Origin of the sequence: Actinoallomurus sp. NPDC050550 (assembly GCF_040655075.1) — a bacterium.
GTDB lineage: Bacteria > Actinomycetota > Actinomycetes > Streptosporangiales > Streptosporangiaceae > Actinoallomurus.
Map to the genome: position 1 here is coordinate 20,679 of NZ_JBFAJC010000090.1, position 6,441 is coordinate 27,119.

The following is a 6,441-nucleotide window of genomic DNA, read 5'->3' on the forward strand; positions in this document are numbered from 1 at the left end:
CAGCTGGGCCCGTTAGGGGGCGGTGCTCAGATCGTCGGGCAGGCCGGCCGATGGTCGCGCGAATGTCGCCGTTTGAGCTCACGGTGCGGGGTGACCGGGCCCCCAGCCCAGGTTCGAGGGGACGGGCTGGGGCCCGGTCCGCTCATCGAAGACAACAAGGTGAAAGGGATCCGCTGTCATGTATCACAGAGATCTGGCCAGTGTGGCGCCGTCTGCATCAGAGACCGCACGCCCTGGCCGCTGCCGGGCGGCTGACCGAGGTCGCGGACCTGGCTCGCACCGCACTGAACCAAACCACGCCGCCTGCGCAGGTCGCCCACCTGCACTACGTCCTGTCCTACATTCTGCTCCTCGCGGGCCGGCCGACGGAGGCGGTGACCGAGGCCGAAAAAGCACTCAGCGGACCAGACCTGTCCGCGGAGCTGCGCGGCCTCGCCGAACAGGTGCTGTTCCAAGGGATGTTCGCCGGCGACGACGGTTGGCGAGGGCACGAGCGAGCGCAGGCCATCGTCGCCGCCGCCGAACGCCACACTCCGCCCGCCCGGGCCAGCGCCCACACGTTGCTCGCCGGGATCGATTGGGCGCACGGGCAGGCCGCCAGAGCGATCGAGCACATTCGCGAAGCGGTACGCGTCGCAAGCGACGGGCCGATCCAGGCCCAGCACACCCACCCACGCCTGCTCCTGGCCAACGCACTCATCGGGATGCGCCAACTGGAGGAGGCCGAAACCGTGCTCCAAACGGCCGACCAGGAGATCACGGCGCTCGGTCACACCACATACGCCGTCGGTCCCGCGATATCCCGTGCCCGGCTAAGGCTCGCCGCGGGCAGAATTGACGACGCCGCGGCCGAGGCGCAAGCGGGGCTGGCCATGGCCGAGGACCTGGGCATGCATGTATTCGATCTCATGGGAATCGCCGTACTCGCCCTTGTCGCGGCACGCCACAACGACATCGACACCGCCATCCGGCACGCCGAACAGCATAGATCTCGACGTCAGGCAGGCCAAGGCGGAATGTACGGAAGCGGGTGGTGTCAGTGGGTCATGGCCCTGGTCGCCGAAGCCCACGCCGGCCCTGAAACGGCGATCGACGCGCTCTCCCCCACGTGCACCGACCCGACGGCACGGCGTCGGCTGCTCATGGCCGAACCCGGCGCCGCCGCCTGGGTTACCCGGACCGCGCTCGCCGCCGGCGACCACTCCACCGCCCAGGAGATCGTGATCAGCGCCGAAAGCCTCGCCGAGAACAACCCGGACTTCGCCACCCTTGCGGCCTCGGCCGCTCACGCACGCGGTGTCCTCCATAACGACGCCGTCGCCTTGGCCCACGGCGCCGCCACCCACGTGGGGACGTGGGACCGGGCCTCGGCTGCCGAAGACCTCGGCGTCCGGCACGCCGCCCGGCCTGGCGCCGGCGGCCGCGATGCGGCGATCCGCAGCCTGGACCAGGCACTCCAGGGCTACGAGCAAACCGATGCCCTGCGGGATACGGACCGCATCCGCGCCCGGCTGCGCAAGCTCGGTGTAAGGCGCCATCACGGGAGCCGGTCCGAACGCCCGGCCTCGGGATGGGACAGCCTCACCGACACCGAACACAAGATCGCAACACTCGTCGCCCAAGGACTCACGAACCCCCAAGTCGCCGCTCGGGTCTTCATCTCTCCGCACACGGTGAAGTTCCACCTCTGCCGGGTATTCCGCAAACTCGGCATCGCGTCCCGCGTCGAACTCGCCCGCCTCACGACCGAGCACGCACCGGACGTGTGACGGAAGGCGACGGACGCCGCGGTCATGGCGTGATCGACTCGAGAACGTCGGCCGTGCCGGACGGAACCAGATGCGTCCATGGCCGAGACGGTCGGGTCGCCCGTCAGGCGGTCGTGGCTCACCTGCCAGAGTCGGATGATCCCGGTGGAGTCGCCGACGGCGACCCACCGTCCATCCGGGCGGAACGCGCTCACCAAGATGTCAGAGCCTTGAGTGAGCCGTTGGGCGAGACGCTGAATCGGCTGGCGTGGCTCTGTGACATCCCAGGACAGCAGCGTGTCGGCGGTGTACTCGGGCCGAGGGTGAGCAGGTCGAGGAGCCGCCCGGTGTCTGGATTGACACCTGCTGGAGCGGAAGATCACACTTCCGCCATGCCGGAGCACGAGCCGAAGCAACAGGCGGAGACGGCGTACTGGGAGGCCAAGTTCCACAAGCTCCCAGCCGCCGTGCTCACCGACTACCTGCGGGTGTTCGAGGCCGCCCACCGCCACTACGAAGGCCAGCGGATCGGCCCGGGTGATTTGCGCCGTTGTTTCGTCGTCATCGACGACACCGGCACGCTGCAGGTCCAGCCCCCCGACTGGGACCTTCTGGGCAACGTGGGCTGGGACGACCTGGGCGACCCGCACTGGCGCTGTGTGGACAACTGGGCCCGCCTCAACCCCCTGTACCGCTGCGTCGGCCTGGCGTCAGGGAACCCGTACAACCTCTCTCTCCTCTACGGGCTCTACTGGCCGTGGAGCCCCGTCCGCGTCACCGCGATCGATGTGCGAGTCGTTCACCGGGACAGCACCCTCCAAGAACGGAGGACTACGATGTACCGCTTCCCGATCACCGCAGAAGGCCGCTACCGGCGTCGCATCCGCTTTGAGCCGGAACAAGTCGCTCTCGTGCAGCGCTGGTCCGACACCCAACAAGACCGTTGACTCGCCGGGTCACAGGCCTGATTTCTTTTTGCGGATCTTGGGGTTCTGGTGGCGGAAGCACTCTTGTCGCCCTCGTACATGACGCGGTGGCTACCGCCTGAAAATCCGACGGCAAGGTTTCGCTAGATCGCGGACACTATCCGTGCGCCTTGCCCGGATACGAACCCTGCGCGCCACATCAAGCCGGGTAGTCGGGCTCGTGCTCACCGAAGATGCTAAGTAGGTCCGAACATGATCACCAGCCGGTTCCCGGACCTAGTTTTCAACCCGCAGGTCAGCGCCCGGCCAGGATGCAGCCATCACGCGGAACGGACAACACTGTCCCGTCTCGCTGCAGTTGGCGAATTACACATGATGATCGTCGCAGGACACATGGTGATCGTCGCAGGACACATAGTCGTCGGCCGGCACCAGCGCGAGCCCTATCTCGCGACCTGAGTGAGCGTCGTTGAACAGGCCCGGCGCGCAACCGGCTGTCTCGACTTCGCCATCACGGCGGACCTGGTCGATGCCGATCGCATCAATATCTTCGAGCGGTGGGAGTCACGGGCGGCAGTCGAGGCGTTCCGTGGCAGTGGTCCCACCGATGAGCAAAGCGCCGCGATCCTGGCTGCCTCGGTAGCCGAGTACGACGCCGCGGAGGTGCGCTCGCTGATCTGAGCGGAGTGCAGGGCCAGCTCGCTCAAGGCGCCACTGGCTTCCCGCGGCATGGCCACCTCCAGCGACGAGATCTAGAACCTAAGCCCCTTTATGTGGGGCCATTCCTCACGCTTGAAATCACGCTGACAGAGGCGCTACGTCGAGGACCTGAAGGGCTGTGCAGTCCGCTCTCCGTGAGCGTCGAAGAGCGCGTCGCGGGCACGGCGGACGGCTGCTGGATCGAGAGCCGCCAGGGCGGGCAGCGCCTGGTGCCAGTAGCTGGTGCGGAGCACGCTCGCAACGAGTTCACGGGCCCTTCCAGTGGTCCCTGGGGGCGGGATGTGTGCAAGGAGCGCGAGCGCGGCTGGCAGGAATTGTGGGGTGAGGAAGCGCAGCCGACTGCTGATCGGTGTGCGCGCGACATCGGCCAGGTAACCGGCCACAAGGGCCTGCGCGTCCGTCCTGTCCTGCTCGTCGGCGAGGGGGGCCGCGCTCGCGGCCGCGTCGGCCGGGCTGCCCATCGCGGCCTGCGTCAGGGCGTGGACTGCAACCCAGTCGGTGGCGCGGTCGGACCTGCGGAAGTCGCCGCGGCTTTCGGCCGTGTCCAACCATGCGGCTGCCGCGTCCCGGTCGTCGGGACGGACGGCCAAGGCCAAGAGCAGCAGGCAATGCGGCCAGCCCTGGTCGGCAGCCTCGAGGGCCGCCGACCGCAGCTCGCGTAGGGCCTGGCGTGCGCCACGGTCGTACCGTCCACGGGCGGCGGCGAGCAGCATGCGAAGGCCGATCGCCCGTTCCGCCCTGTCCTTTCGTTCCCAGGACAGGCGATGGAGACCTGTCTTCCAGAGCCGTTTGGCGGCGCGTGGATCGTGTGGCCACAGTTCGGCGGCCACCGTGGCCACCCGCTGGGTCAACGGGAACTCGAGGTGCGGGACGAGCGCCATGGCGGTCTCGGCCTCCCCGTTGCGGGCCAGACGTTCGGCGGTGGCGGCCAGCAGGAACAGCTTAGTGATCGAGTCGGTCTGGTCACGCAGTCGCACAGGGTCGCCCGCGGGGTCCGCATCCAGGTACGCCATGTCGTGCACCAGCGGGTCCCGGATAGCCTGAAGGGCCCGCCGTACGTCCCCGGACTCGCCCATGACGGCGAGAGCCACCGCTAGATTCGCCCAACAGCGGTCGACGGCCGATCCCTCGGCTTCCTCACGCCTTCGCCCAAGTCGAGTGTTCGAGCCTCGGTCAGCAGCGCGAGAGCGGTGGCACGGTCGTCTGGCACCAGCCGCCGAGCCATGGCGACCATCACCTCGGCGACGGCCCAGGGGGCGGTGCCAGCGTCGTCCCGCACGACGTCGAGCAGGGCGTTGATCGATTCCATCGGCACCGCGGTCGACGCAAGGCGGGCGAAGCCGTCGCGGGCGACACCGAAGTGCCAGCGCGTGGACGGAACGTCACCCCACAGCCGACGCAGCGTGCGCCCCGCCCGCTCCCCCCTGCCCCGACTCCAGCAGGGCAGCGGCGATGGCGTAGGCGCAGTCACTGCGGCATTGATCCGGAGGCGGCACCGTGGCCAGGAGCGCGGCTCCTGTGCGCATATCCTCGTTAGCGATCTGTTGCAGCAGGGCGTAAACCTGTTCAATTGTGTCGCGGGTCTGGGTTGCCGCGTCCAGGAGGCCCGTCGCGGCCAACGCCCTGAAGTAGCCGATGAGCGGGCACTTCGTTCTGCCCGCCGAGAAACCCATTGCGAGCGGCCTGGCACCGAATGTCTGATTGATCGGCCACCAATCACGGAGGAATATGAGGCTCATGTCGCTGCCCACCCCCACGCTGCCCACCCCCACGCTGCCCACCCCCACGCTGCACACCGCTCGCCTTCGACTGCGTCCCTTCGACGATGCGGATGCGGACGACCTCTTCGCGCTGCACAGCAGCGCCTACGTGCTCCGCTACTGGGACGCGCCGCCGTGGAGCGATCGCGCGCGCTCCGAGCGGTTTATCAACGCTTGCCGGCAGATGGCAGAGGGGGGTACCGGGGCGCGGCTGGCCGTAGAGCGTGTTTCCGACGGGGTGTTCATCGGCTGGTGCAGCCTGAACGGGTGGAATCCGGACTACCGCAGCGCGTCGATGGGCTACTGCTTCGACGATGCCGCGTGGGGCCACGGCTACGCGACGGAGGCCGCGCGGGTGTTGCTGCGGTGGGCATTCGACACGCTGGACCTGAATCGCGTCCAGGCTGAGACCGATACGCGCAACGTGGCATCTGCCCGCGTGCTGGAGAAGCTCGGGTTCGTGCGTGAAGGGACGCTGCGGGAAGATTGCATCGTGAACGGCGAGGTTTCTGACTCGTGGGTCTACGGGCTGATCAGGCGAGAGTGGCGGCCGTCATCCGAGCCGGTTCCCGCCCGCTGAGTCCTCCTCGCTGTCAGCAGTCACCACACGACCGCAGTCCCAGCACCACTCAGCTTCCGGCGAACGTATGTGGTCACCGCTCTAGTGTCATGCGCCTGAAATTCGTCGGCTAAGTTAGTAGCGTACTGGTATGTCGCGTCCAGGTCCGTCCGCGGTCCAGATCGAGCTGAGTGATGCCGAGCGTGCTCGGCTGGCCGGTGTGTCGGTGGAGTCCTCCAGGGTGGCCGTCCGGGCGAGGATCGTGCTGGCGTGTGCCGAGGACGCCAGTAACGTGCAGGTCGCGCGGGATCTGGGGGTCTCGGTGGCGACCGTGCGCAGGTGGCGGACGGCGTTTGCGCGTGATGGGCTGGATGGGTTGCTTGACGCTCCTCGGGACGGGCGGCCCAAGGCCGCCTTGACGGTGACACAGGAGGAGCGGGCGACGCTGGAGCGGTGGGCGCGGCGCGCGAAGTCTTCGCAGGTGCTGGCGATGCGGTCGAAGATCGTGCTGGCGTGCGCGGACGGCAAGAGCAACAAGGACATCGCCGAGCAGTTGGGGGCGCATCCCGACACGGTGTCCAAATGGCGCAACCGGTTCCTCAAGCTGCGGCTGGAGGGCCTGATGGACGAGGACCGGCCGGGCCGGCCACCCTCGATCACCCTTGACCAGGTGGAAGAGGTGGTGGTCGCGACGCTGGAGGAGACCCCCGGCGATGCCACGCACTGGT

General features: G+C 68.1%; 8 protein-coding genes. 5 read left to right on the forward strand and 3 right to left on the reverse strand.

Going from position 1 to position 6,441, the window contains the following annotated elements; all coding sequences use genetic code 11:
* The first annotated feature begins 200 nt into the window (after positions 1 to 200).
* The 3 genes from AB0I04_RS52600 to AB0I04_RS52610 all read left to right on the forward strand — a co-directional run bounded on the left by AB0I04_RS52600 (position 201) and on the right by AB0I04_RS52610 (position 3,355).
* Complete coding sequence (locus AB0I04_RS52600; RefSeq protein ID WP_360903699.1) at positions 201 to 1,769, forward strand: LuxR C-terminal-related transcriptional regulator; 1,569 nt, start codon at positions 201 to 203, stop codon at positions 1,767 to 1,769.
* A 371-nt stretch (positions 1,770 to 2,140) separates the two neighbouring features.
* On the forward strand, positions 2,141 to 2,695 hold the full coding sequence (locus AB0I04_RS52605) for a hypothetical protein (RefSeq protein WP_360903702.1): 555 nt from the start codon (positions 2,141 to 2,143) through the stop codon (positions 2,693 to 2,695).
* 438 nt (positions 2,696 to 3,133) lie between these two features.
* A complete protein-coding gene (locus AB0I04_RS52610) occupies positions 3,134 to 3,355 on the forward strand; it encodes an antibiotic biosynthesis monooxygenase (RefSeq protein ID WP_360903705.1) in 222 nt (73 codons plus the stop codon).
* A 134-nt stretch (positions 3,356 to 3,489) separates the two neighbouring features.
* Here the strand turns inward: AB0I04_RS52610 and AB0I04_RS52615 are convergent, their stop codons facing one another.
* The 3 genes from AB0I04_RS52615 to AB0I04_RS52625 form a co-directional block, all read right to left on the reverse strand.
* Positions 3,490 to 4,485 carry a hypothetical protein gene (locus AB0I04_RS52615; protein WP_360903708.1) on the reverse strand — a complete coding sequence of 332 codons (996 nt, stop codon included), beginning with the start codon at positions 4,483 to 4,485 and terminating at the stop codon, positions 3,490 to 3,492.
* A gap of 2 nt (positions 4,486 to 4,487) precedes the next feature.
* A complete protein-coding gene (locus AB0I04_RS52620) occupies positions 4,488 to 4,703 on the reverse strand; it encodes a hypothetical protein (protein WP_360903711.1) in 216 nt (71 codons plus the stop codon).
* A 73-nt stretch (positions 4,704 to 4,776) separates the two neighbouring features.
* On the reverse strand, positions 4,777 to 5,133 hold the full coding sequence (locus tag AB0I04_RS52625; protein ID WP_360903714.1) for a hypothetical protein: 357 nt from the start codon (positions 5,131 to 5,133) through the stop codon (positions 4,777 to 4,779).
* Between AB0I04_RS52625 and AB0I04_RS52630 the strand changes: the two genes are divergently transcribed.
* Together AB0I04_RS52630 and AB0I04_RS52635 are read left to right on the forward strand one after the other, a co-directional pair.
* A complete protein-coding gene (locus AB0I04_RS52630; RefSeq protein WP_360903717.1) occupies positions 5,132 to 5,734 on the forward strand; it encodes a GNAT family protein in 603 nt (200 codons plus the stop codon). The two genes, AB0I04_RS52625 and AB0I04_RS52630, sit on opposite strands and share 2 nt — an antisense overlap.
* Before the next feature lie 130 nt (positions 5,735 to 5,864).
* Positions 5,865 to 6,441 (forward strand): helix-turn-helix domain-containing protein (locus AB0I04_RS52635; RefSeq protein ID WP_360903720.1); only part of this gene is annotated, 577 nt, incomplete at its 3' end.